23 protein-coding genes and 2 pseudogenes are annotated in these 24956 nt (G+C 63.9%); 15 read left to right on the top strand and 10 right to left on the bottom strand.

The genetic code is table 11. The features are described 5' to 3' along the window. Entirely contained in the window at positions 1-447 is a 447-nt protein-coding gene (locus DB459_RS16630) for a hypothetical protein (protein WP_253706358.1), read from the top strand. 24 nt (positions 448-471) lie between these two features. On the opposite strand, the pseudogene DB459_RS16625 reads toward DB459_RS16630, so the two are convergent. The 7 genes and pseudogenes from DB459_RS16625 to DB459_RS16595 all read right to left on the bottom strand — a co-directional run. Further along, positions 472-651: pseudogene (locus tag DB459_RS16625) on the bottom strand (fumarylacetoacetate hydrolase family protein); the annotation flags it as partial. Between the two features lies 1 nt (position 652). Continuing rightward, positions 653-919: pseudogene (locus DB459_RS16620) on the bottom strand (thiamine pyrophosphate-binding protein); the annotation flags it as partial. Then, the gene (locus tag DB459_RS16615; RefSeq protein WP_253706357.1) at positions 876-1163 is read right to left on the bottom strand and encodes a LysR family transcriptional regulator; all 288 of its coding nucleotides are present in this window, start codon (positions 1161-1163) and stop codon (positions 876-878) included. The gene DB459_RS16615 and the pseudogene DB459_RS16620, both read right to left, overlap by 44 nt. 18 nt (positions 1164-1181) lie before the next feature. Continuing rightward, on the bottom strand, positions 1182-2990 hold the full coding sequence (locus tag DB459_RS16610) for an adenine deaminase (RefSeq protein WP_253706356.1): 1809 nt from the start codon (positions 2988-2990) through the stop codon (positions 1182-1184). Between the two features lie 42 nt (positions 2991-3032). Then, positions 3033-3665, bottom strand: coding sequence for a glutathione S-transferase family protein (locus DB459_RS16605; RefSeq protein WP_253706355.1), 633 nt, complete (start codon positions 3663-3665; stop codon positions 3033-3035). Next, entirely contained in the window at positions 3662-4360 is a 699-nt protein-coding gene (locus tag DB459_RS16600; protein ID WP_253706353.1) for a Rieske (2Fe-2S) protein, read from the bottom strand. The genes DB459_RS16605 and DB459_RS16600 overlap by 4 nt, the downstream gene beginning before the upstream one ends. Positions 4361-4457: 97 nt before the next feature. After that, positions 4458-4691 carry a hypothetical protein gene (locus tag DB459_RS16595; RefSeq protein ID WP_253706351.1) on the bottom strand — a complete coding sequence of 78 codons (234 nt, stop codon included), beginning with the start codon at positions 4689-4691 and terminating at the stop codon, positions 4458-4460. A 491-nt stretch (positions 4692-5182) separates the two neighbouring features. On the opposite strand from DB459_RS16595, the gene DB459_RS16590 reads away from it, so the two are divergent. Genes DB459_RS16590 through DB459_RS16565 form a run of 6 tightly spaced genes read left to right on the top strand, consistent with a single transcriptional unit; the run spans position 5183 to position 12209 of the window. Next, positions 5183-6295 carry a BMP family ABC transporter substrate-binding protein gene (locus DB459_RS16590; protein WP_253706350.1) on the top strand — a complete coding sequence of 371 codons (1113 nt, stop codon included), beginning with the start codon at positions 5183-5185 and terminating at the stop codon, positions 6293-6295. Positions 6296-6318: 23 nt separating this feature from the next. Next, complete coding sequence (locus tag DB459_RS16585) at positions 6319-7893, top strand: ABC transporter ATP-binding protein (protein ID WP_253706349.1); 1575 nt, start codon at positions 6319-6321, stop codon at positions 7891-7893. 17 nt (positions 7894-7910) lie between these two features. Beyond that, a complete protein-coding gene (locus tag DB459_RS16580; RefSeq protein ID WP_253706347.1) occupies positions 7911-8963 on the top strand; it encodes an ABC transporter permease in 1053 nt (350 codons plus the stop codon). A gap of 13 nt (positions 8964-8976) precedes the next feature. Next, positions 8977-9912: an ABC transporter permease gene (locus DB459_RS16575; protein WP_253706346.1), complete on the top strand. Its 936-nt coding sequence runs from the start codon at positions 8977-8979 to the stop codon at positions 9910-9912. Between the two features lie 2 nt (positions 9913-9914). Further along, on the top strand, positions 9915-11315 hold the full coding sequence (locus DB459_RS16570) for an 8-oxoguanine deaminase (RefSeq protein WP_253706344.1): 1401 nt from the start codon (positions 9915-9917) through the stop codon (positions 11313-11315). 36 nt (positions 11316-11351) lie between these two features. Next, positions 11352-12209, top strand: a complete 858-nt coding sequence (locus DB459_RS16565; RefSeq protein ID WP_253706342.1) for an aromatic ring-hydroxylating dioxygenase subunit alpha — start codon at positions 11352-11354, stop codon at positions 12207-12209. A gap of 96 nt (positions 12210-12305) precedes the next feature. Here the strand turns inward: DB459_RS16565 and DB459_RS16560 are convergent, their stop codons facing one another. After that, positions 12306-12503, bottom strand: coding sequence for a hypothetical protein (locus DB459_RS16560; protein ID WP_371926763.1), 198 nt, complete (start codon positions 12501-12503; stop codon positions 12306-12308). Positions 12504-12581: 78 nt separating this feature from the next. Then, a complete protein-coding gene (locus DB459_RS16555) occupies positions 12582-14744 on the bottom strand; it encodes an acetate--CoA ligase family protein (protein WP_253706340.1) in 2163 nt (720 codons plus the stop codon). Positions 14745-15040: 296 nt separating this feature from the next. Between DB459_RS16555 and DB459_RS16550 the strand changes: the two genes are divergently transcribed. The 8 genes from DB459_RS16550 (at position 15041) to DB459_RS16515 (ending at position 24408) form a co-directional block, all read left to right on the top strand. Then, complete coding sequence (locus tag DB459_RS16550) at positions 15041-15766, top strand: GntR family transcriptional regulator (RefSeq protein ID WP_253706338.1); 726 nt, start codon at positions 15041-15043, stop codon at positions 15764-15766. A gap of 93 nt (positions 15767-15859) precedes the next feature. Further along, positions 15860-17605: an oxalyl-CoA decarboxylase gene (gene oxc, locus DB459_RS16545; protein WP_253706336.1), complete on the top strand. Its 1746-nt coding sequence runs from the start codon at positions 15860-15862 to the stop codon at positions 17603-17605. A gap of 146 nt (positions 17606-17751) precedes the next feature. Beyond that, positions 17752-19029: a formyl-CoA transferase gene (gene frc / locus DB459_RS16540; RefSeq protein ID WP_253706334.1), complete on the top strand. Its 1278-nt coding sequence runs from the start codon at positions 17752-17754 to the stop codon at positions 19027-19029. 501 nt (positions 19030-19530) lie between these two features. Continuing rightward, positions 19531-19668, top strand: coding sequence for a hypothetical protein (locus DB459_RS16535; RefSeq protein ID WP_253706332.1), 138 nt, complete (start codon positions 19531-19533; stop codon positions 19666-19668). 273 nt (positions 19669-19941) lie between these two features. Further along, on the top strand, positions 19942-21255 hold the full coding sequence (oxlT, locus tag DB459_RS16530) for an oxalate/formate MFS antiporter (protein WP_253706330.1): 1314 nt from the start codon (positions 19942-19944) through the stop codon (positions 21253-21255). A 304-nt stretch (positions 21256-21559) separates the two neighbouring features. Further along, the gene (sucC, locus tag DB459_RS16525; RefSeq protein ID WP_253706329.1) at positions 21560-22762 is read left to right on the top strand and encodes an ADP-forming succinate--CoA ligase subunit beta; all 1203 of its coding nucleotides are present in this window, start codon (positions 21560-21562) and stop codon (positions 22760-22762) included. Further along, positions 22762-23652 (top strand): succinate--CoA ligase subunit alpha, encoded by an 891-nt coding sequence (gene sucD / locus DB459_RS16520; RefSeq protein ID WP_253706328.1) that lies wholly within the window; start codon positions 22762-22764, stop codon positions 23650-23652. Before sucC ends, sucD begins: the two co-directional genes overlap by 1 nt. Before the next feature lie 294 nt (positions 23653-23946). Then, entirely contained in the window at positions 23947-24408 is a 462-nt protein-coding gene (locus tag DB459_RS16515) for a CBS domain-containing protein (protein ID WP_253706327.1), read from the top strand. Positions 24409-24581: 173 nt separating this feature from the next. On the opposite strand, the gene DB459_RS16510 is transcribed toward DB459_RS16515, so the two are convergent. Beyond that, positions 24582-24827, bottom strand: coding sequence for a hypothetical protein (locus DB459_RS16510; RefSeq protein ID WP_253706325.1), 246 nt, complete (start codon positions 24825-24827; stop codon positions 24582-24584). Positions 24828-24956 lie beyond the last annotated feature (129 nt).

The following is a 24956-nucleotide window of genomic DNA, read 5'->3' as shown; positions in this document are numbered from 1 at the left end:
ATGAGCCGCGGCATGCGCAAGGGCCTTTCGCGACCAGCAGCAGCGCTTGTCGCTGCGGCCTTCCTCCTCGCAGCGGAACGACCCGCGCATGCCGAGAGCTGCGGCAAAAGCCGCGACGTCGTGCTCAACGTTGCTGACCTGCCCGAGCCGCCACAAGCCTATCGGGATCTCTTCAAGATTTGCATGGCGGCCATCGGCATGTCCAACGTCAAGGACGCGTTTCTGCTGGCCGACGGTGGCATCGCCGTCATCCCCAAGCGGGACAATATCGCCGCAACAGCGGCGACACTGTCGGAGTTCTGCGAGGCCTATCCGCGTGCGACTTTGCGCTTTCTGTCCCGGAAGGATCTCCAGCGCGTCGCCAATTCCATGGAACGGCTGGTGCGAATATCGTCGACCAGTGCGACCCCATGCAAGAAGATCAGGGGAGACGATCTCAACGATTGACGCCGTCGACGGTTCGCAACGCCTTCATTGCCGGAATTCGTTGTGCAGTTCGCCAATCCCGTCGATCGCGATCGTCATCCGGTTGACGGCGTCCTTCATGGTTCCAACGCCGAGCCAGGTCCCGCAGCAGATCAGATCGCCGGGAAGCACGGTCATGTCCTGAGACAGCCCGCTGACCAGTTCTCGCGGGCTGAAGATTTGCGGTTGAATGGATACCCGTGACCATGTCGGTGCCGGCAGTACCGGACGTGCCAAGACAGAGCCCGACATTGCTAGGCGCCGCCCGGGTGTATCCCTCGGCCATGTGGGAAGCGCCCTCGACGTGTCGCGCCAGGATGCGGCGGATCCTACCGCGCGCCTTCAGCGCCGAAGAGGGCGGGTTGATCGCGGCGCCGGGAACCCCGACCGCGCAGGTGACGCCTTCCTTCTCAAGCACACGCACCGCGGCATCGACAGCTCGCACTCTGGCCATGACGCCCTCCGCTTGCCCGCGTCCGATACAGCAGGATTTCACCGGCGCCGGTCAGCTTAAGGCGCTGGCGAACGCGCTCAAACAGCGGAGTCCGTAGTTCCTCCTCAAGCGAACTCACCACGCGACTGATCGACGACGGCGCGACGTTCAGGAGCCGTGCCGCCTGCCCGATCGAACCAAGTCGGGCGACGCGCTGAAAATAGTGCAGACGGGTCGAGATCGGGCCGAGCCGGTGCGGGTCCATATCCTGGGGGCTGCTCCGCTATTCGAACAACATGGCCCGACGCATTTCGGGCACCAGCACAAGCCCCTTGTCCGTGATGCGGATCTCCGGGATCACCGACAGCGGAATTAGGTTGAATCCCATGTAGGGAATGGTGCAACCCGCTTCGACCCACTCCTGCTTCAGGCGCTTTACCTCTTCGGCAACCACCGTGACGCGTTTGTCGGACAGCAGTCCGGCGATCGGCAGCGGCACGAGAGCCTTGACCTCGCCGTCGGCGACGACGCAGACGCCGCCCTGCTGCTGCCTGATCGCCTCGAGCGCGACCTGCATATCCTCCTCATTGGTGCCGGCGAGGATGATGTTGTGGCTATCGTGACCGACGCTCGAGCCCACCGCTCCGCGCGTGAGGCCGAAATCCTTGAGCAGGCCGTGCGCTACGTTGCCTGCCGATTTGCCGTGCCGCTCGACCACCGCAACGAAGCACAGGCCATGGCGCTGGAGCAGGGTTGGCCAGTCTGTTGCCGCTTCGATGGTCATCCGGTGGTGAGCCAGCGTGATGCCGGGCAACTCGGTCCGGATTGCGTTGACGGTACAGTCTCTGGCCGGCAGCTCCGGGGTCAACTTGACCTCCGTCGGAAGCTTGACGGTCGCGTAGGCTGCCTTCGGATACCGATAACGATGCGACAGCGCCTGATCGAGCACCGCGGTGATCCGGCCCCGGTCGACAACGAGTTCACCTCCGTACCAGGTCGACTGGGGTTTGAGAGCTTCGTCCATCAGGACGAGATCAGCGCGCCGGCCACCGCCGAGACCACCGATTTCGTTCTCCGCCCCGAACCGCGTAGCGCCATGCAAGGAGCCCATCGACCATGCCTGCTCCGGCGACATGCCAGCCCTGACCGCCTGCCGCACCACCCAATCGAGACCGAAGTGGAGCAGATCGTCGGCATCGCGGTCATCGGTACAGACCGCGACACGCTTGTGCGATGCGCCGAGTTCAGTGATGGTTCTGATCGCCTCGGGCAGGCTGTGCCAGGGCGTCGTCGGGGGCCCGCCGCGCAGGAACAGCCACACCCCCGCCTCCAGCAGGTCATCCGCGATGTCGCGATCGATGGCTTCGTGGGTGTCGGTGACCCCGCTCGCGGCATAGGCGGCGACGAATTCGCGACCATAGACGTGCCCCGAGACCGGACGGCCGCGCTTGAGCGCCGCGGCCAGGATCGCGTGACTGCGTTCGTCGCCCATCGTGACGGGCACGAAATCCATCTTCTCGCCGAGGCCGACCGCCTCCGGCCAACGGTCGAACAGAGCGGCGATCTTGTCGGCGGTCAGATCGCCACCCGCGGTCTCGAATTCCGGCGAGGTCGCCGGCACCGTGCTCGGAACGGTGAGAAAGATCGAGAGTGGCGCCTCACGGGCGTCCTCGAGCATCGCCTCCACCCCGGCAACATCCATGACGTTGCCGATTTCATGGCTGTCGCAGAAGATCGTCGTGGTGCCGTTGAGCAATGCGGCCTCGGCGTAAGCGCATGCGGTGACCATCGAGGATTCGATGTGGATATGCGGATCGACCAGCCCCGGCGCGATGATGCCGCCCGCGGCGTCGTAGATAGGGACATTGCCGGCCGTTTTCTTGCAGCTGCCGGCCGGCTTGACCGCCGCGATGCGGCCGCCGCTAATCCAGATTTCACGACCGTCGATCAAACGTTCGGAATAGGTCGAGAGCATGCGGGCACCCGCAATGACGAGATCCGGCGCCACACGACCGGCGGCGACGTCAGCGAGACGACGCGTCATGGAGTGGAGCGGCGCAACTGTAAAGCGGGTCAGTCGAGATCGGGTCATGTCGTCTCTGCCTGGTGTGGAATCTGAATGGCGCAGCTCTGCTCAGTAGTAGTCCGGAATTCCGGGCATTGTCAGGAAACCGGGGATCGAGCGTACTCGGCGCATCCAGCGCCGCAATGCCGGATAGGCCTCGTGGTCGACACCAAAATCCCGGCTCAGGGCGATCGCGGGAAACAGCGCGATCTCGGCCAATGACGGCCCATCGCCGACGAACCACTCGGCATTGTCGAACCCACGCGCCGTCATGTGATCTTCCATCAATCTGAAGGCCCTGCGAACCACGGCGCAGAGCGCCGTCGCGTCAGCGGGTTCGTCAAGCACAGCGTGTCGGCGCAGCATCCAGGCCGCGTGAAGTTCACGGCTGGCAAACTGCAGCCAGCTCGCGACCAGGCCGAAATGCTTCGGCTCCCCCGGCAGCCATTGGCCGCCGCCGTCGTAGGCCCGGACCAGATAAGCGAGGATTGATTCGGCCTCGCACAGCGCCACCTCGCCGTCTGTGAGGATCGGCAGGCTGCCGCGCGGGTTAAGCTCCAGCAGCGACGGCTGGAGATGCTCGCGACCTGGAAACATGTTGACCGCGATCTTCCGGTAACCGAGGCCGAGCATCGAAAGCATCAGCCGCACTTTGTAGCAGTTCTCGTCGAGCTCGAAATCGTAAAGCAGAATCTCGCTCACCAAGCCGCCCCCTGCCAGACGCTGGGAATCGATGTGTTTTCTCGCGCTTCGAGCTGGCGACGGAGCGCCTCGCCCCAGGCAGAGACGCGTTTTTGGCCGGCGCCGCGATGGATCTCCGGCGCTCCAGCGACCACGAGATGGAGGACGGTTTCGTTCGACGCGACCGGCTGCAGCGCAAGGATGACCGTGTCGCCGCCGCAGGCTCGCGTCCATGCCGTGCCGGTCCGCTTGGCGGGCGTCTCGCTCAGCATTTCGAGCACGCCTGCGGGCGACACATCGACGGAGAGGCTGCGCACCGGCGTGACCGGCGTCCATTCATCAGGCGGGGCGACGCCCGGCTCGTCGACATTCACCTCGCTGTAGGCCCAGATGATACCCAGCCGCTCGACCGCGGCATAGGTTGCGACGCAGATCGAACCGGGCACTTCGAGATCCGGGTGCGCAGGAATGTAGCGGCACCGCGCTCCACCATCGAATTGCCACCCGTGATAGAGGCACGCGATGTGGTCGTTGCGGACGAAGCCGAAGCTCAGTCGCATGCCGCGGTGAGGACAGCGGTCCTCCCACGCGTGGCAGGCGCCGCTCGCGTCGCGCCAGATAACGAGCTCTCGACCGAACAATCGCGTGCCCGCCAGGGTACCTGGCGCCAATCCCCCACTGAGACCGACCGGATACCAACCGGGATCGAACTCCATCCGCTACTCCACTGTTCACGCACCGCCGCGGCATCGCCCGGAGGAAGAACGCCCGCGACTGCGATGACAGCCGCTGCCAAAAGCGATTCGCATTCAATCAGCTTTCGCGCTCGACCTCGCGAACGACGCAATCGATCGGTCCGAGGCTGCACGCCATCTCGAATGCATCGATCAGGTCCGGCTGCCCCGCAACCCTGACCTCAATGCGTTCGTCGCCCGCTCTTTCCATCACGACATCGAGCTGTAGCCGACGAGCCCGATGGTCGACGAATTCGCAAAAGCTATCCGCGCGAAAATGCCCGATGAAGACAATACTGATGGCTTCTCGCATGACGCTCACACCTCACATTGCAATCTATTCGGCGATCGCCTCCTTGGAGCAAGCGCTAAATTGGCGGCTGCATACCCTTTATGCAGCAAAGCAGAAATATGCTTGTTTTTTGAGATTCCGACGATCGAATGTGTTGCCTTTAACGCACCACACCGATCGAAAAGAAGCGTCTGTTCGAAACAGCCGAGGCCCGACAGACTGATGCGGCTCAGTTCGGGACGGAGGTTGACGCGATTCTGCACAGTTCAGCGACGAGGCGTTCGTCGCGTCTTGACCGAGCGAGCGCCGCCTTGCGGCAGGATCAGCCCTCGACGCCGAACGTTGCCGATGGCCGGCATGGAGATTGCTAAGGTAATCAGCCGGCTGCTGATGAAAGTCATGAAGGGGAGGCAATCGGCAACGCCCGATGTGCCCCGAGACGATTTCGACAGCGGCACAACGTCGATGTTCAAGGCGTCGCGGGCTCAAACACAACGAGGTTAAAGTCACCTATGTCCGATCTCCGCACCCTTTCTCGTCGCGGCTTTCTCAATATCGGCGCCGCCGCAGGCAGCTCGCTACTTCTGCCACCAGGCTGGATCGTGCCGGCAAGAGCCGCTGCGCCGCTGCTGCCTGTGGATGAAAAGGACGCCGTGATCGCGTTCGGCCACACCGGTCCCGTCACCGATGAAGGCTGGACGTGGAGTCACGATCAGGGCATGAAGGCTGTGCAGGCTGCCTTCCCCAAGCTCAAGACGCTGTTCGTCGAAAGCATTCCCTATTCCGCCGACGCGACGCGGACCTTCCGCCAGTTCATCTCGGAGCGGGCCTGCATGGTGTTCGCGACCTCGAACTACGGTGACTTCCTGTACGACGTCGCCAAACGGTCACCCAAGGTCGCCTTCTTTGAGTGCGACGGCCGCAACCCGCTCGACAATCTCGGCTCCTACTACGTGGCGCACTGGTATCCCACTTATGTCACGGGCGTCGCGGCGGGACTGATGAGCAAGACCGGCAAACTCGGCTATGTCGCATCGTTTCCGGTGCCGTCCGTCTTCTCCGGCACCAACGCCTTCCTCATGGGCGCGCGCTCGGTCAATCCCAACGCCACCATCCAGGTCATCACGATCAACTCCTGGTTTGACCCTCAGGCTGCGACACAGGCTGGAACCGCCCTGCTGGACAACGGCTGCGACCTGCTCTTCGGCATCATGGATGAAGCGGGCTATCTGCAGGTTGCCGAGAAACGCGGCGCCAAAGCGGTCATGTGGAACACCGATATCCGCCGCTACGGCCCCAAAGGCTACATCAGCTCGATCGTGGTCGATTTCAAAAAGTATTACGTCGAAGAGGTCCGAAAACGCCTTGTCGGCACATGGACGCCATCCAGCACCATCCTGTCGATGGGCGTCGGCGTCGACAGGGGTGCCTGGGGCGAGACGGTTCCCGAAGAGGTCCGCAAGCAGGCGGACGCCGTACGGGACAAGATCCTGGCCGGGTGGTCGCCATTCGTCGGCGAGATCAAGGACGCCAAGGGCAATGTCAAGGTCGCGGCGGGCCACAAGATGACCGAGCAGGAGCTCTACAACTGGGACTGGTCGATCGCCGGCGTGACCGGGCTCTGACCTCGATGTCTCGGATGAACGCGATGCCCGACATCACATCGCGGTTGCGCCCGGCGCCTGGAACGCCGCCGATCGTGCTGCTGAAGGGCATCGCCAAGTCCTTTCCCGGCGTAATCGCCAACCAGAACGTGGATCTCGACGTACAGCCGGGCGAGATCCACGCGCTGCTCGGCGAGAATGGCGCGGGGAAGTCGACATTGATGAATATCCTCACCGGCATCTACCAGCCCGATGCAGGCGAGATCATCATCGACGGATATCTCAAGACCTTTGCGTCACCGGTGGAAGCCATCGCGGCCGGGATTGGAATGGTTCACCAGCACTTCAGGCTGGTCAAGGCTTTCACCGTTGCGGAGAACGTGCATCTTGGCTGGTCGGAAACGCCGCGCCGGATCAGTGCGCAGGAGTTGGAATTACGCACGGAAAGGCTGGCAGCCTCGCTCAATCTGCCGGTCCGCCCCGGGGTTCGCATCGCCGAACTGTCCACCGGCGAACAGCAGCGTGTCGAAATTCTCCGAGTGCTGGCGCGCAAGGCCCGGGTTCTCATCCTGGACGAGCCGACCGCAGTGCTCACGCCTGCCGAAGCTCATGAACTGTTCAAGGCGCTGAAGGAATTCGTCTCGCACGGCAACGCCGTGATCTTCATCAGCCACAAGCTCGATGAAGTCCTGGAAATCTCGGATCGCATCACGGTGCTCCGCGGCGGCCGCCGGGTGACGACGGAAGAGACGCGAAACTGCAACCAACGGATGCTGGCGAGGCTGATGGTCGGCCATGACTTCACGACCGAGGATCTGCGCGCCCGCAGCAGCGCCGCGGTTCCCGCTTCCAAAAAAACCATGCTCCAGCTTCGCGATGTAACGGTTCGCGACAACCTCGGCAATATCGTCTTGAACAGCGTCTCGCTCGATCTCGCTCCAGGAGAGATCCTCGGCATCGCCGGCGTCGCCGGCAATGGCCAGAAGGAATTGAGCCAGGTCCTCACCGGGATGCGACGCATCGCTTCCGGCGCGATCAGCATCGACGGACGGGACTTCTCATCCGCCAGCGCTGCCGATATCTCCGGCTTCGGCGTCGGCCATATTCCGGAAGACCGGCTACACAGCGGCCTCGCGCCAGCGCTGAGCGTGACCGACAACGGCGCGATCCGGGAATACGGTCGGCCGCCGGTTTCGGTGAGGAGCGCCTTCCGGCCCCATGCAGCTCTGGCGCTGGCAAAGGCCATTGCGACAGCCGCTTCGGTCACGATACCCGATTTCGCCATGCCGATCCGCAACCTCTCCGGCGGCAACCAGCAACGCTTCGTCGCCCGTCGAGAAATGCGCATTGCCCGTCGCGTTCTGATAGCGGCATACCCGAGCCGTGGCCTCGACGTCGGTGCCATCAATGCAATGATGCGCTACTTCATCGAACTGCGGGACTCCGGTGTCGGTCTCGTGGTGATCTCCGAGGAGCTGGAGGAACTCCTCAAGTTATCGGATCGGATTGCCGTGATGTTCCATGGCGAGATCATGGGCGTCATCGATACGGCCACGGCGCAGATCGAACAGATCGGCCTAATGATGGGGGGCCAGCGCATCACCCCGTCGCAGCGCTAGGCCATCGGAGACTGATCGTGGCCCTCCGACTACAGCGCCTGCCATCCTCCTCTCCCGCCGCGGCAATCGTCGCGCGCGTTGCCGCCGTAGCCCTGGCGCTCGCCGCCGCCGGAACGCTGCTGGCCGCCGGTGGCGCCCGGCCGCTTGACCTCGCAGGTCAGGTGCTACGTTCGACATTCGGCTCCGACTTTGGCCTGGAGGATGTCGGCCTCCTGCTCACGCCCTTGATCCTCACCGGCCTTTCCGTCGCGGTGGCACTGCGCATCGGCGCCTGGAATATCGGCGCGGACGGGCAGTTCTACGCGGGCGCCTTTGCCGCGAGCGGCGTTGCCCTGTTCATTCCTGGTCCGACGGTCCTGATGCTGCCGTTGATGTTCGTCGCCGGCGCCGCCGGCGGGCTCGTCTGGATCCTGATTCCGACCCTGGCCCGCGCCTTTGCGGAGGTCAGTGAACTGATCACCACGCTGTTGCTGAATTTCGTTGCCACCCTGCTCGTCTACTATGTCTCGACCGGCCCCTGGCTCGACCCCGGCGGCCATGCGCTTGCCACCACGGCGCGCCTCGTCCACGACGTGCCGGAATTCTGGGGCCTGATCCATTGGGGTTTCCCCCTCACCATCGTCATCTGCCTCGTCGTGGCAGCGACGCTCGGCTTCACGAAATGGGGATATGAAGTCCGTATCGCCGGTTCAAATCCGCAGGCAGCTGCCTATGCCGGCATCCCCTTCCGCCGCCGTCTCGTCGCTGTGATGCTGCTGTCGGGCGCAATCGCGGGCGTCGCCGGTATGCTTGAAGTCGCGGGCACGGTGCATCGGCTGCAGGGCGGCATCTCCAATAATTTCGGCTATCTCGGCATCATGGTCGCGGTGCTTGCCCGCGGCTCCTGCGTCGGCGTGATCGCCGCCGCCGCCCTGATGGCGGTGATTCTCAATTCCGGAATCGTCCTGCAGACTCAGGGGGTCAACACCTCGACGGTGCTCGCCATCACCGGCCTGATACTGTTCTTCACTGCGATCGGTGACGAGCTCGCGCATTTCCGGCTCGTCCGCGCCCGGCCCGCCGAATCATGACAGAGCAACATCGATGGACCTGATCACCAGCATGTTGCAGACCTCTATCCTCGCGGGCGGCGTACTGGCCCTCGCCGCGCTCGGCGAGGTACTGGCCGAGCGCGTGGGCGTCGTCAATCTGGGGGTGGAAGGCCTGATGGCGCTTGGCGCGATCACCGCCATCGCAACCGTCGTGACGACCGGCAGCCCCGCGGCCGGCTTTGTCCTCGCCCTCATCGTCGGTCTTGCCGTCGGGATGGTGTTCGCCACCATCGTCGTCCAGGTCCGCGCCAACCAGGTGCTGTGCGGGCTCGCGCTGACATTGATGGGCACCGGATTTGCGGCAACCATCGGCAGGGCCTATTCCGGAATGCCGGCGCCGGCCGTCTTCGCGCCATTTGAGCTGCCGTATCTCAGTTCTCTTCCGCTGATCGGCCGTGCGCTGTTTTCGCAGAACGTGCTCGTCTATCTCACCTACTTCGTTCTACCGGCGCTGATTCATCTGCTGATGTTCCGCACCCGGCACGGCCTCAACCTGCGGGCGGTCGGTGAAAATCCGGCTGCGGCCGACGCTGCAGGAATCGCCGTACAAAAGATCCGGTTCTGGTATGTGGCTGCAGGTGCGGCTCTCGCCGCTGGCGCCGGCGCCTATCTGACCCTGGCCTTTGTGCCATCATGGTCCGAAGGCGTCGTCGCCGGCCGAGGCTGGATCGCCGTGGCACTGGTCATCTTCGCGGGCTATCGTCCGCTCAATGCGGTGCTCGCCGCACTGCTGTTCGGCGTCATCACCTCGCTCGGGTTTGTCGGACAGGCGCGCAACTGGCCGGTCGCGGCACCAATCCTGTCGATGCTTCCTTACCTCGGCACGATCGCCTTCATCATCGTGCCGGTCGTTGCCTGGCGGCGCATGCGGCTGGCGATGGCCGCCCCTGCAGCGCTCGGCGTTCCCTACCATCGCGACCTCCGGTGACCATGAACACACTCCTCGTCAAGAATATCGACCATCTCGCCACGTTCGACGATGCCCGGCGCGAGCTGAAGGACGGTGCACTGTTCGTGCGCGGCAACGTCATCGAAGCGGTCGGTACCACGTCGGAGCTGGCACATTTGTCGGCTGATCGGGTTCTCGATCTCGGCGGTCATCTGGTGATGCCGGGGATGGTCAATACCCACCACCACATGTACCAGAACCTCACTCGGGTGATGGTGCAGGACGACGAACTATTCGTCTGGCTCACCACACTCTATCCGATCTGGGCGGAGCTGGACGACGAAGCGATCCATATCAGCGCTCGCGTCGCCATGGCTGAATTGATCGCATCCGGCTGTACCACGAGCTCCGACCACCTCTACATCCAGCCCAATAACGTCCGGCTCGACTCGACCATTGCCGCAGCCCAGGATATCGGGCTGAGATTTCATGCCGCGCGCGGCGCGATGTCGCGCGGCCAGAGCCAGGGAGGATTGCCCCCCGATCGATGCGTCGAGCGCGAAGAAGACATCCTCAAGGATGCCGAGCGCCTTATCCAGACACATCACGATCGCAGTCGGCACGCGATGACACGCATCGTGCTCGCACCGTGTTCGCCGTTCTCCGTGACACCCGGACTGATGAAGGAGGCGGCGCAGCTTGCCCGCAGCCATGCCGGCGTACACCTGCACGCCCACCTTGCCGAAGAGCTTGATGAAGAGGTCTACTGCCGAAAGACCTACGGTATGCGCCCGGTAGAATTCGCAGCTTCGGTCGGCTGGCTTGGGCCGGACGTCTGGTTCGCCCACGCCATCTTCCTCAACAGCGACGAGATCAGGCAGTTCGCTGAAACCGGCACAGGCATGGTGCATTGCCCGTCGGCAAATATGAGATGCGGCCAGGGAATCGCGAAGATCCGCGAAATGCTTGATGCCGGCGTCTCGTGCGGTCTCGGGGTCGACGGTTCTGCCTCCAACGACACCTCCAACCTCTTCCTCGAAGCCCGGCTGGCGCAGATGCTGCAGCGTGTCGCGCCGAACCGCTATCTTTCGGAAGCGCCGGGCGGCCGTGGCGGCTTCGGCGGCAGCCCGAAGGCACTCTCGGCGCGCGAGTCCCTGGTTATGGCGACCCGTGGCGGCGCCGAACTGCTCGGCCGCGACGACGTCGGCCATCTGGCACCCGGCATGAGCGCCGATTTCATCGCCGTCCGCCTCAACCAGCTTGGACTGTCCGGCACACAGCGCGATCCGCTCGCGGCGATGATCATGTGCGGTCCGTTCAAGGTCGACTATTCCTTCATCAACGGGCGCGAGATCATCAGCCGCGGCGAGTTCCTCGATTTTGACGTCGAGGCCGCACTGGCCGCCCATGCGAAAGTGATAAGGCGAATCTATCGGCAATAGGCCGGACCGACCTCGCCGCACAAGGAAGCGAACGCCATGCGCCGCATCATCGAACCGGGGACACTTGATCAATGGTACGTCATCGATCCGTTGATCGACATTCCCGAAGGACCCAAGCAACACCGCCTTCTGGACGCCGATATCGTCACCCGCCGATCCGGCGACGGCACGATCGTCGCCACCCTCGCTGGCACGCGCGAGCCCCTGCCGACGCGGCAGCGTTACGGCTATCTCTGGCTAAGCCTCGGCAGCCCCGATCGCGATGTGCTACCGATTCCCGAGGCCGACGAGTCCGACCGCCGTCACGTGCTCTGCGGCGCGATATCGGTCCGTTCGTCAGGATTGCGGATTGTCGAGAATTTCCTCGATATGGCGCATTTTCCTTTCGTTCACACCGATATTCTCGGCGCGGAACCGCAGACTGAAGTGCTGCACTACGCGACCGAGATCCGCCGCGACGTCGACGAGGTTTGGGCGACCGACTGTCAGTTCTACCAGCCGCAGGCAGCGCTGTCGGCGACCGACGGGATCGTCACCCAATACATGTATCGTGTCGCTTCGCCTTTCGTGACGATCCTGTACAAGACCTGCCCGAACGCCGCCAACCGCTGGGACGTGATCTGCCTGTTCGTTCAGCCGCTCGCTGAGGATCTCTGCCGGGCACATCCCGTGATGTTCCTGATCGACGACCAGTCGAAGCTCGCCGAGCTCGTCCAGTTTCAACAGCTGATCTTCCTGCAGGATCGCATTATCCTGGAGAACCAGCGGCCGCTGCTGTTGCCGCTCGAGCCCCGCGCCGAAATTCCGACCCGCGCCGACGGCTCATCGGTCGCGTATCGGCGCTGGCTCAAGGAGAAGGGAATCGTTTACGGCACCGTCCGACGCGTCGCATGAAGCATGCCTTATGGCGCCCCATCCTCCGGATAGGTCGACAGCACCGCCTTGCCGAGACCGCAGGCCCCTCGGGGCACGGCCGCCGACGCTGGTAACTCAGCGCATGATTTCGCGGCTCTCCACCCGATTGACGATGATCACGGCACCGTCGTCGACAACCGCAAGGTTGGCGGTTTCACGGCTCAGGTTGCGCAGTTTCCACAGATAGGGCCGCGCCTGCACCGCGAAGCTGTGGCGCCGCAGGAATGTGAGGTCTTGCGCCGGATCATGTCTTTCGCCATCGCCACCTCGCATCTTGGTCGGGAGGTGAAGGTCGCAACCCAAAGGTCTGCGTCCGCCCGGCAGATGCTGGGCGGACGCAGCAATCGTCGTTTACAGGAGGCCGGCGCCGCGCGCCCACTTGTACTTGGCGCCGAGCACCTCGACCGGCAATTCGGTGGAATAGGCATAGGCCGGGATGCCGTTCTGGTAGAGATATTCCGCGGCCTCCTCGACCTCGATGTCGCCGGCCAGCGAGGCCACCATCGGCTTGACGAAGCCCTTGGCCTCCATCTCCTTCTTCACCTCGACCATGTTGCGGGCGAAGACCATCGGCGGGGTGACGATGGTGTGCCAGTAGCCGAGAATCAGGGCGTGGATGCGATCGTCCGACAATCCGAGCTTCACCGTGTTGACATAGGTGATCGGCGGCTCGCCGCCGGTGATGTCGACCGGATTTCCGGCCGCGCCGAACGGCGGAATGAACTTGCGGAACGCAGCGTCGAGATCCGGCGGCATCGCCATCAGTGACATGCCGTTGTCGACCACCGCGTCGGACAGCAGCACACCCGATCCGCCGGCGCCCGTGATGATCAGCACGTTCTCACCCTTGGGGGTGGGCAGCACCGGCACGCCGCGGGCGAATTCGAGCAGCTGGCGCAGCGAGCGCGCCCGGATCACGCCGGACTGCTTCAACACGTCCTCGTAGATCTTGTCGTTGCCTGCGAGCGCGCCGGTATGCGACGAGGCAGCCTTGGCGCCGGCCGAAGTACGGCCCGCCTTGAGGACCACCACCGGCTTCTTCTTGGAGACCCGCCTGGCCGCCTCGGCGAAGGCGCGGCCGTCCTTGAGGTCCTCGCAGTGCTGGGCGATCAGGTTGGTGTTGGGGTCCTGCTCGAAGAAGGCGAGCAGATCGTCCTCGTCGATGTCCGACTTGTTGCCGAGACCGACAATGGCCGAGACGCCCATTTTGGCGGAGCGCGAGAAGCCGATGATCGCCATGCCGATGCCGCCGGACTGCGACGACAACGCAGCGTGTCCCTTGACGTCATAGGCGGTGCAGAAGGTGGCGCAGAGATTGGCTGGCGTATAGTAGAAGCCGTAGATGTTCGGCCCCATCAGGCGGATGTCGTACTTCTTGCCGACCTCGACGATCTCGGCCTGCAGTTCCGGTGCGCCGGCTTCGGCGAAGCCCGATGGAATCAGCACGGCACCCGGGATCTTCTTCTCACCGCATTCGACGAGCGCGGCGGCAACGAACTTGGCGGGGATCGCGAACACTGCGGTGTCGATCACGCCGGCCACATCCTTGACGCTCTTGTAGGCCTTGTAGCCCAGGATCTCGGTGGCTTTGGGGTGGATCGGATAGATCGCGCCCTTATAGCCGCCATTGATCAGGTTCTTCATCACCGAATTGCCGATCTTGCCGTCTTCGGCCGAGGCACCGATCACCGCGATCGCCTTCGGCATCATGATGCGGTTCATCGCGGCGACGATTTCCTCGTTTGAGCGCGGCGCCGGACGAGGCTTGTAATCGAAATCGACGACGATGCGCACGTCGGCGGCGATCGCATCCTTCCTGGTGGCGAAGACCGGGTTGAGGTCGAGTTCGACGATCTCCGGGAAGTCGCTGACGAGCTGGGATACCTTGACGATGACGTCGGAGAGCGCGTCGCGATTCACCGGGTCGCCGCCGCGCACGCCGCGCAGCATCTCCGCTGCCTGGATGCCGTCGAGCATCGACAGCGCTTCATCACGCGTCGCCGGTGCGAGGCGGAAGGTAACGTCCTTGAGCACCTCGACCAGGACTCCGCCGAGGCCGAAGGCGACGAGCTTGCCGAAGGAGCCGTCGGTGATCGAGCCGACGATGACCTCGGTGCCGCCCTGCAGCATCTGCTGCACCTGCACGCCCTCGACCTTGGCGTCAGCCTTGTAGGCCTTGGCGTTCTTCAGAATGGTGTCGTAGGCCTGTTCGGCATCGGCTGCGCTCTTGACGCCGACCACGACGCCCCCGGCCTCGGTCTTGTGCAGGATGTCGGGCGAGACGATCTTCATGACCACCGGAAAGCCCATGGCCCCCGCGATCCTGGCTGCCTCGGCCGCGGACCTGGCAAGCCCCTCCTTCGGCACCGGAATGCCATAGGCGTCACAGACCAGCTTGCCTTCGGGGGCGGTCAGACTGGTGCGGCCGTCGGCCCTCACCGCGTCGAGCACCCTGCGGACCGTCGCCGCGGCCTCATGTCCCAGATCGATCTTGCGCGCTGCGTCCTGTGCCATTGATTTCCTCCTGTCGCGTCCTTTTGTCCTTTGCGCCGAACGCGCGAGCCTCGGACGGCACTCTCACGCGCGAATCGTAGCCATCGTGGCGGAGCCGGCCGATGGGGCGAAGACGTGGCATTTGGTATGCCAAGAGCCACCTTTGTCAAGGCCAAAGCCGCAGCACCCCGGCTTTGCCGCAGCGCAATAGCAATGAGACAACGCGCCTCGCTTGACATTCTGGCATCTGGCATGCCAAGACCACAGGCGTGATCGCATGATATCGTTCCCATGCACGCCACAGGGGGAAACGATTCATGGCCAGGACCAGCAAGGCGCAGCCGACAATGGCAGACGCGGATATCGCGATCGTCCGGATCGCGCCCGAAACGAGCTTCAAGACCAAGGCTTACGACGCCTTGAAAGAAGCGATTCTCAAGATGGACATCTATGCGACGCCGGACCCGGTGATGCTCGATGAGCGCGCCCTGTCGGAGCGGCTCGGCGTCAGCCGCACCCCGATCCGCGAAGCGATCGCCATGCTCGAGCAGGACGGCTTCGTCAAGACCGTGCCGCGCCGCGGCATCGTCGTGGTGCGCAAAAGCAAGGCCGAAGTCGTCGACATGATACGCGCCTGGGCGGCGCTGGAGAGCATGGCGGCGCGCCTCATCACCACCACCGCGCGCAAGAAGGACATCTCGGCGCTGCGGACCTTCTTCAAGGACTTCGGCAAGGACCGCCTGCCGCAGGACCACATCGAGGAATACTCCAAGGCCAATATCGCCTTCCATCAGGCGCTGCTCGCGCTCAGCGAATCCCAGGTGCTGGTCGAGATGACCAACGACATCCTGCTGCACGTGCGCGGCTATCGCCAGCTCACCATTGGCCGGCAGGAACGCATCGCGAAATCGCTGCCCGAGCATCTCGACATCATCGCCGCGCTCGAGGAGCGCGACACCGAACTCGCCGAGAAACTCGCCCGCGAGCATACGCTCAAGCTCGCGGCCTATGTCGAGGCCCATGGCCACGAGATCTTCAGCTAGAGCATGATTGAGACGGGCCGGGGCTTTCCGAACACAATCATGCTCTCACGGAAGGCCGGGCCACAAAGACGAAAGTAGAGGGAGACGTCCGGAATGTCCGCAGTGGTACAGAGCATCGACGCCCATTCAGCCGCAGAGCAGGAACTGACGGATGGCTTCCATCTCGTCATCGATGCGCTCAAGCTCAACGGCATCAACACCATCTACGGCGTGCCCGGCATTCCGATCACCGACCTCGGCCGTTTCGCCCAGGCTGCCGGCATCCGCGTCATTTCCTTCCGCCACGAGCAGCACGCCGGCAACGCCGCCGCGATCGCCGGCTTCCTGACCAGGAAGCCGGGCATCTGCCTGACGGTGTCGGCGCCCGGCTTCCTCAACGGCCTCACCGCGCTCGCCAACGCCACCACCAACTGCTTCCCGATGATCCTGATCAGCGGCTCGTCGGAGCGCGAGATCGTCGACCTGCAGCAGGGCGACTACGAGGAGATGGACCAGCTCGCCGTCGCCAAGCCGCTGTGCAAGGCGGCGTTCCGCGTGTTGCACGCCGCCGACATCGGCATCGGCGTGGCGCGTGCGATCCGCGCCGCGGTCTCCGGCCGCCCCGGCGGCGTCTACCTCGATCTGCCGGCGAAGCTGTTCTCGCAGGTGATGACTGCCGAGGCGGGCGCCAAGTCGCTGGTGAAGGTGATCGACGCCGCGCCGGCTCAGATTCCTGCACCGAACTCCATCAAACGTGCGCTCGACGTCCTCAAGGGCGCCAAGCGGCCGCTAATCATTCTCGGCAAGGGCGCGGCCTATGCCCAGGCCGACGACGAGATCCGCGCGCTGGTCGAGAAAAGCGGCATTCCATTCCTGCCGATGAGCATGGCCAAGGGCCTTTTGCCCGACACCCATCCGCAGTCGGCCGGCGCGGCGCGATCGACCGTGCTCAAGGAAGCTGACGTCGTGCTGCTGATCGGTGCGCGACTCAACTGGCTGCTGTCCCACGGCAAGGGCAAGACCTGGGGCGAGCCGGGCTCCAAGAAGTTCATCCAGATCGACATCGAGCCGAAGGAGATGGACAGCAATGTCGAGATCGTCGCCCCGGTGGTCGGCGATATCGGCTCCTGCGTCTCTGCCCTGCTCGCAGGCATGGGCGACAACTGGCCGTCGCCGCCGGCCGGTTGGACCGGCGCGATCAACGCCAAGAAGGAAGAAAACATCGCCAAGATGGCGCCGCGGCTGATGAAGAACACTGCGCCGATGGATTTCCACGGTGCGCTCGGCGCCTTGCGCACGGTGATCAAGGAGCGTCCCGACGCCATCCTGGTCAACGAGGGTGCCAACACGCTCGATCTCGCCCGCGGCGTCATCGACATGTACAAGCCGCGCAAGCGCCTCGACGTCGGCACCTGGGGCGTGATGGGCATCGGCATGGGCTACGCCATCGCCGCGGCCATCGAAACCGGCAAGCCGGTGCTGGCGGTCGAAGGCGACAGCGCCTTCGGCTTTTCGGGCATGGAGGTCGAGACGATCTGCCGCTACAACCTGCCGGTTTGCGTCGTCATCTTCAACAACAACGGCATTTATCGCGGCACCGACGTCAACCCGAGCGGCGGCGCCGATGCCGCCACGACCGTATTCGTCAAGGACGCGCGTTACGACAAGATGATGGAAGCCTTCGGCGGCGTCGGCATCCATGTCACGACGCCCGACGAGCTCAAGCGAGCCGTGGACCAGGCGCTCGATTCCGGCAAACCGACCCTGATCAATGCCGCGATCGACCCGGCAGCCGGCACCGAGAGCGGACGCATCGGCAACCTCAACCCGCAAAGCGTGGTCAAGAAGAAGAAGAAGTAGGTCCGCGGCATCATGCCGGGAACGGGCGCCTGCCCGCCCGCTCCCGCACCGTCTTCCGAATTTGCGACGGTCTGGACCGCTCGACAGGCATCCGGAACGCGCAACGCGAGAACGTCAAACCAATACAGGCTTCAACGGAGTAGACCATGACACAGGCGCTGAAGGGCGTACGCATTCTTGATTTCACCCATGTGCAGTCGGGTCCGACCTGCACGCAGCTGTTGGCCTGGTTCGGCGCCGATGTCATCAAGGTCGAGCGCCCGGGCGTCGGAGACATCACCCGCGGCCAGCTGCGTGACGTGCCCGGCGTCGACAGCCTCTATTTCACCATGCTCAACCACAACAAGCGCTCGATCACGCTCGACACCAAGAACCCCAAGGGCAAGGAAGTTCTGACCGCGCTGATGAAGACCTGCGATGTGCTGGTGGAGAATTTCGGCCCCGGCGTGCTCGATCGCATGGGCTTCCCCTGGGAGACGATCCAGAAGATCAATCCGAAGCTGATCGTCGCCTCGATCAAGGGCTTCGGTCCCGGCCCCTACGAGGACTGCAAGGTCTACGAGAACGTCGCCCAGTGCACCGGAGGCGCAGCTTCGACCACCGGCTTCCGCGACGGCCCGCCGCTCGTCACCGGCGCTCAGATCGGCGACAGCGGCACCGGCCTGCACCTCGCACTCGGGATCGTCACCGCGCTCTATCACCGAACGCAAACCGGCAAGGGACAAAAGGTCACCGCCGCGATGCAGGATGGCGTGCTGAACCTCGCCCGCGTCAAGCTGCGCGACCAGCAGCGCCTCGCCCATGGCCCGCTCACGGAGTACAGCCAGTACGGCGAAGGCATTCCGTTCGGTGATGCGGTGCCGCGTGCCGGCAATGATTCCGGCGGCGGGCAGCCTGGCCGCATCCTCAAATGCAAGGGCTGGGAAAACGATCCCAACGCCTACCTCTATTTCATCACCCAGGCGCCGGTCTGGGAGAAGATCTGTGACGTCATCGGCGAGCCGGGCTGGAAGACCCATCCCGATTACGCCAAGCCGCAGGCTCGCCTGCCGCGGCTGAACGAGATCTTCGGCCGTATCGAGCAATGGACCATGACCAAGACCAAGTTCGAGGCCATGGAGATCCTCAATAAAGTCGACATCCCCTGCGGTCCGATCCTGTCGATGAAGGAGATCGCCGAAGACCAGTCGCTGCGCGCCACCGGCACGCTCGTCGAGGTCGATCATCCGGAGCGCGGCAAGTACCTCTCGGTCGGCAATCCGATCAAGCTGTCGGCGTCGCCCACCGTGGTGACGCGCTCGCCGTTGCTCGGCGAACACACCGACGAGATCCTCAAGGAGGTGCTGGGCTTCTCGGATCACCAGGTCGCCGATATCCACGATTCAGGCGCGCTGGATCCGCCGCAGAAGGTCGCCGCCGAGTAAACGACTGTCGCCAAGCTTCGAAACCGACAAGGGCCGCCTCCAGGCGGCCCTTTTTTTTGGCCGGCGAGGGAAGCCGCGCCGACCGAGCCCGGATTCGGCGACCACAAGCCGGAGCAGATCATCAGCGCTCGCTGCAAAGGGATACGAACGTTGGAACCGGGACACTAGTGTGGCGTCTCGCAATTGCCTACCGCCTTTGCGGCCAGTCTCTCGTAGGCAATTGCGAGACATAAGCCACACTAGCGCTTTGATTTTTCTAGTGTCCTTATGTCTCCGAATTACCGTGCGAGCGTGAGGCAAATGGAGCGGTAATTCGGAGACAGGACACTAGGCCTGCGGCCTGACTTATGCTGCGCTGCGCTCACATTTATGCTGCCATGCAAAAACGATCATTGCGTCTGGCATCTGGTATACATTAAATAAGGACATCAAATGGTCGGGTACCGTCGGGTGGCGCCCACCAGGAACTGAGCAAGACCCGATAAAAGAAGGAATTCGACGATGTCCTCCATCACTTCGCTGGGCCGCTTGCCGTCGCAGAGCCTGTTCGGCCGATTCTTCAGCATGATCGAAACCGCGCTGGACAAGGTCGCCCTGATCGCCGCCCGCAACGGTGATCTACCCTATTTCGGGCTGTAAGCGCAGAACCACGTTCCACCCCTCGCGGGCTGCCTGAGACGTCTCTCGTGCCAAGCGCACCGCGAGATGGACGCGCCGCGCAACGTCGACGCGACGACGCGGTTTTCCAGTTTTTAGGTTCCTCCCAGACTTGGGCCCCGGTTCGCCGGGGCCTTTTTCTTTGTGCATCAGGCCAGGCCAAATCCGCTTGCAAGTTGGAATAAGGTATACCAGACTTCAATTCTGGCAGCGCCTCGGCTTCAAGCCCTTCAGAACATGCGCACCGGAGGAAACATGACCGCTAATCCCCAATCGACGTCCGTCCCCTCGCCCGTCAATTCAGGCGCCTTCCGGTGGCTTCAGCTTGCCATGGGCATCGTCTGCATGGCGATGATCGCAAACCTCCAGTATGGCTGGACGCTGTTCGTCGACCCGATTGACGCCAAGTACCACTGGGGCCGCGCCGCCATCCAGTTCGCCTTCACGATCTTCGTCGTCACCGAAACCTGGCTGGTCCCGGTCGAGGCCTGGTTCGTCGACCGTTACGGCCCGCGCGTCGTCATCATCTTCGGCGCGGCGATGATCACGCTGGCCTGGCTGCTCAACTCCATGGCCTCCTCACTGCCGGTGCTCTATCTCGCGGCGGTGATCGCCGGCATTGGTGCAGGTTCGGTCTACGGCACCTGCGTCGGCAATGCGCTGAAGTGGTTCCCGGACCACCGCGGCCTCGCCGCTGGGGCGACTGCGGCGGGCTTCGGCGCCGGCGCGGCGCTCACGGTGGTGCCGATCGCGCAGATGATCGCCTCGAGCGGATACGAGAAGGCCTTCCTCACCTTCGGCATCGCTCAGGGCCTGATCGTGTTCGTGCTGGCACTGTTCCTGCGCAAGCCGGAGCACGCGATGCCGGTCCGCAAGAAGCAACTCAACCTGCCGCAGACCAAGATCGATGTGCCCCCTTCACAGGTGCTGCGCCAGCCGATCTTCTGGCTGCTCTACATCGTTTTCGTCATGGTCGCGTCGGGCGGCCTGATGACAGCGGCCCAGATCGCTCCGATCGCCCACGACTACAAGATCGCCAACGTGCCGGTCAGCCTGTTCGGCTTCCAGATGGCGGCACTGACTTTTGCGATCTCTCTCGATCGCATCTTCGATGGCTTTGGCCGGCCGTTCTTCGGCTTCGTCTCCGACAACATCGGCCGCGAGAACACCATGTTCATCGCCTTCGCGACGGGGGCCGTGATGTTGCTGGCGCTGGCCAACTGGGGACAGAATCCGGTGGTGTTCGTCCTCGCCACCGCGATCTATTTTTCCGTGTTCGGCGAGATCTACAGCCTGTTCCCGGCGACCTGCGGTGACACCTTCGGCGCCAAATTCGCCACCACCAATGCCGGCATGCTCTATACGGCGAAGGGCACCGCGTCGCTGCTGGTGCCGCTGGCGAGCGTGATCGCGGCATCCCAGGGCTGGAAAGCGGTCTTCATCCTCGCCGTGGCGCTCAACGCCACCGCTGCCCTGCTCGCGATTTTTGTCATCAAGCCGGTGCGCCGCAACTTCATCGAAGGTCATCAGCAGGCCGCCGAGACCACGGTCAAGGCGCGCGTCGCCTGAGGCACGAACCCCACGCTGCGGCACTTCGGTGCTGCAGCCTCAACCTGCACAGCGCGTGTCAGAAGGCACGCGCTCTTTTTTTGCCTGCCGTCAGCCAGACCGCGTCGGATCCCTCCCAAACGAGGGGCGTCTGCCCATGCATGACCCCTCGGGCGACCGGCAGACCAGGACCCCAAAACCGTTTGACAATCGCGCCGGGCTGAGATCTGGTATACATTATACATAATGCAAGGTTCGGCGCAAGCCGGCCCTATGCACCTGGCCGCGCCAAACGCGTTGCCGAAAATCGGACAGGGAGGGCGAAATGAACATCCACGAATACCAGGCGAAAACGCTCTTGAAGGAGTTCGGCGTGCCGGTCGGCGCCGGTCAGCCGGCGTTCACGGTCGAAGAAGCCGTTGCGGCGGCACGTTCGCTGCCCGGCCCCGTCTACGTGGTGAAGTCGCAAATCCATGCCGGCGGCCGCGGCAAAGGCCGCTTCAAGGAAGCCTCGGCCGGCGACAAGGGCGGCGTCCGCCTCGCCCGGAGCATGGAGGAGGTCGAGCGCTTCGCCCGCGAAATGCTCGGTGCGACGCTGGTGACGGTGCAGACCGGCCCGGCCGGCAAGGAGGTCGGCCGCCTCTATGTCGAGGATGGCTGCGCCATCGCCCGGGAATTTTATCTGTCCATGCTGGTCGACCGCACCACCTCGCGCGTTGCCGTGGTGGTCTCGACCGAAGGCGGCATGGACATCGAGGAAGTGGCGCACAAGACGCCCGAGAAGATCGTCTCCTTCTCGGTCGACCCGGCCACCGGCGTGATGCCGCATCACGGCCGCCGCGTCGCCCGGGCGCTCGGCCTCTCCGCGGATCTCGCCAAGCACGCGGCGGAGCTGATCAAGCAGCTCTACGCTGCCTTCACCACGCGCGATATGGCGATGCTCGAGATCAATCCGCTGGTCGTCACCGAGCAGGGCGAACTGCGCTGCCTCGATGCCAAGATCAGCTTCGACAGCAACGCCCTGTTCCGCCAGCCGGGCGTGCTGAAATTGCGCGATCTCAGCGAAGAGGACGACAAGGAGATCGAAGCTTCGAAATACGATCTCAATTACATCGCCCTCGAGGGCGAGATCGGCTGCATGGTCAATGGCGCCGGCCTCGCCATGGCGACCATGGACATCATCAAGCTCTACGGCGCGACGCCGGCGAACTTCCTCGACGTCGGCGGCGGCGCGACCAAGGACAAGGTCGCGGCCGCGTTCAAGATCATCACCTCCGATCCCAACGTGAAGGGAATCCTCGTCAACATCTTCGGAGGCATCATGCGCTGCGACGTCATCGCCGAGGGCGTGGTCGCGGCGGTACGCGAGGTCGGCCTGTCGGTGCCGCTGGTGGTACGGCTCGAGGGTACCAACGTCGAGCTCGGCAAGAAAATCATCGCCGACGCCAAACTGAACGTTCTGTCCGCCGACGACCTCGACGATGCGGCGCAGAAGATCGTCCGCGCAGTGCGCAAGGAGGCCGCTTGATGTCCATTCTCATCAATTCTCAAACGAAGGTGATCTGCCAGGGCTTCACCGGCAAGAACGGCACCTTCCATTCCGAACAGGCGATGCTCTACGGCACGCGCATGGTCGGCGGCACCTCTCCGGGCAAAGGCGGCTCGACCCATCTCGGCCTGCCTGTATTCGATACGGTGGCCGAAGCCCGTGACCAGACCGGCGCCGAGGCCTCGGTGATCTATGTGCCGCCGCCGGGCGCGGCGGATGCGATCTGCGAGGCGATCGACGCCGAAATTCCGCTGGTCGTCTGCATCACCGAAGGCATTCCCGTCGCCGACATGGTCAAGGTCAAGCGCGCCCTTTCCGGCTCGCGCACGCGCCTGATCGGCCCGAACTGCCCGGGACTGATGACGGCCGGCGAATGCAAGATCGGCATCATGCCCGGCAGCATCTTCCGCAAGGGCAGCGTCGGCGTCGTGTCGCGCTCCGGAACCCTCACCTACGAAGCGGTGTTCCAGACTTCGCAGGTCGGCCTTGGCCAGACCTCGGCCGTCGGCATCGGCGGCGATCCGGTCAAGGGCACCGAATTCATCGACGTGCTGGAGCTGTTCCTGGCCGACCCCAAGACCGAGTCGATCGTCATGATCGGCGAGATCGGCGGATCAGCCGAGGAGGATGCGGCGCAGTTCATCAAGGACGAGGCGAAGCGCGGCCGCAGGAAGCCGATGGTCGGCTTCATCGCCGGCCGCACCGCGCCGCCGGGGCGACGCATGGGTCACGCCGGCGCCATCATCGCCGGCGGCAAGGGCGACGCCGCATCGAAGATTGCCGCCATGGAGGGGGCCGGCATCAAGGTCTCGCCGTCACCGGCCCGCCTCGGGGCCACATTGGCCGACCTGCTGAAGCGCAAGCACTAAAGATCAGGGCGGCCTCACCTCCCCGACGGCCGTCCAGCTCCGATGTCGCCCCCTGCACGCCAGGGGGCGACTTTTCTTTGGAGCAGCCGCCTCTTTTGATCCCGGGACACCCGCATCGGCTTGCCAGTCGCCGCAGTGCGGCCGCCGGAGCCATAGGTCAGGGATGCTGTCGTATTTTTATACCAAGTTGCACAAATTTCTTGTTGACGAACTGGCATAATGTATACCAGAATTCCAGAACAATAGGACAGGCAGTCCTTCCGCCCCTCGGGCGCCAACGCGGTGGAGGTTGTAATGAATGTCGGTGACATGCTGCGGTACAGGAAGGGAACGCGGATCGCCACGGTCCGCATGCATGAGACTGTCGCCACTGCCGTCCGGCTGCTGCAGACCGAAGAGACCGGCGCGCTGGTCGTCAAGGATGTCTGCCGCACTGAAGGCAACGTCGCGGTCGGCATCTTCACCGCCCGGGACGCCGCACGGGCACTTGCCGAACACGGCAACGCGGGCCTCGCGCTGAAAATCTCCACACTGATTTCGGTGCAGCGGCTGGTGTCCTGCAGCTCTGCCGACGCGCTTGACGACGTCCGCGCGCTCATGCACGCGCGCGAGATCAGGCATCTGCCCGTGATCGACGACTACACCCTGGTCGGCGTGATCAGCCTTGACGACATCGAACGCGCCGAACGCGGCGACGATTTCTGCCTGTCGTCTCTGAGCGGCGCGCCATCGCAGCCGCACGTTCAGCGGCTCTGAGCCTCGACACCGTCCTCGCCGCCATCAGGCTCTCGGCTCACCATTCGAAGCGCCCGTTGCGCGTCATCGTCCCGAGGCGCGAGAACGGGCCGAAGCTCCTGATCGGCGACGAGGAGCGCGTGATCGGACCGCGCTGCACCGACGATTCCCAGCTCGGGGGGCAGCGCCCCAGGTTACATGCCGCCGAAACCGCCGCCGCTGCTGCGGCCGTTGGCGTTTTCCCCGGCGCTGTTCGAACCGCTCATCGAGTTGGCGTTGTTGCCGCCGGCAGCGGCGTTGCCGCCTGTCGGATCGAACACCGGCCGCGGCGCCGGCTGCACGAAGCTCGGGTGATGCGGGCGATGTCCGCGCTTGTGGGCCGCCATCGCCGGCGCGAGCATCGCGCCGAAGCCGATGACGATCGCGAGCACGAATGCCACCCTCGATCTCACCGCCTTGGCGCGCACTGAAGAAGCGGAAACCGGGCACATGGTAGTACCTCCCTATGGCATGAGGACGGCCGCGCGCGGTACTTGTAAGGGCCAACCACGCCGACGCCAATTTATTCC

It is taken from the genome of Bradyrhizobium sp. WD16 (assembly GCF_024181725.1).
Lineage (GTDB): Bacteria > Pseudomonadota > Alphaproteobacteria > Rhizobiales > Xanthobacteraceae > Bradyrhizobium_A.
This window is presented reverse-complemented; position numbering and strand designations above follow the sequence as displayed.